Origin of the sequence: Pseudomonas sp. I2 (genome assembly GCF_040984075.1) — a bacterium.
GTDB lineage: Bacteria > Pseudomonadota > Gammaproteobacteria > Pseudomonadales > Pseudomonadaceae > Aquipseudomonas > Aquipseudomonas guariconensis_B.
Genome location: NZ_JBCGFQ010000154.1, coordinates 1 through 448 on the forward strand (window position 1 = coordinate 1; position 448 = coordinate 448).

1 protein-coding gene is annotated in these 448 nt (G+C 59.6%); it reads left to right on the forward strand.

What is annotated here, in order from left to right:
• Window positions 1-303 (forward strand): hypothetical protein (locus tag WCE05_RS26000; protein ID WP_368816839.1); only part of this gene is annotated, 303 nt, incomplete at its 5' end.
• Between the last annotated feature and the right edge of the window lie 145 nt (window positions 304-448).

Here is a 448-nt window from a genome sequence, read left to right on the forward strand (position 1 = left end):
TCCCCGGAAACTAGCTACACGCGCCGCCGCGAGGCGTTTCTTGAGCAGCATCGAAACGAGCTGCTCGTCCTGTCCGCGGTCGGAAGTTGGGACAAGCGGGTTCCGGAGGGAATGGTCGGACTGGTAGCTACACTTGGCGGGAGATCGCCGTGCGGTGAGCACGCCGGGACCGAAACCTATTGGCTTGTGCCCGAAAGGGAGTATCACGACGCTTTCGAAACGCCAGGGCACATGGGCTACTTCATTATCGATCAAGCCCGTCATCAACCGTGGTCGCGCGACGTCGACTCGGTAGTTGCATAGAGCTCAATCGGCAGCGCTGTTACCCCATCCGGGTACGGCGCTCTCGATCCATCGCTGACCACCGGTCCGCAATGGCGAGGAAAGCGATCTCTCTTGTTCACGCCCTCGAGGCACCGGGAGAAAAAGCATGAATACGATCTTGATC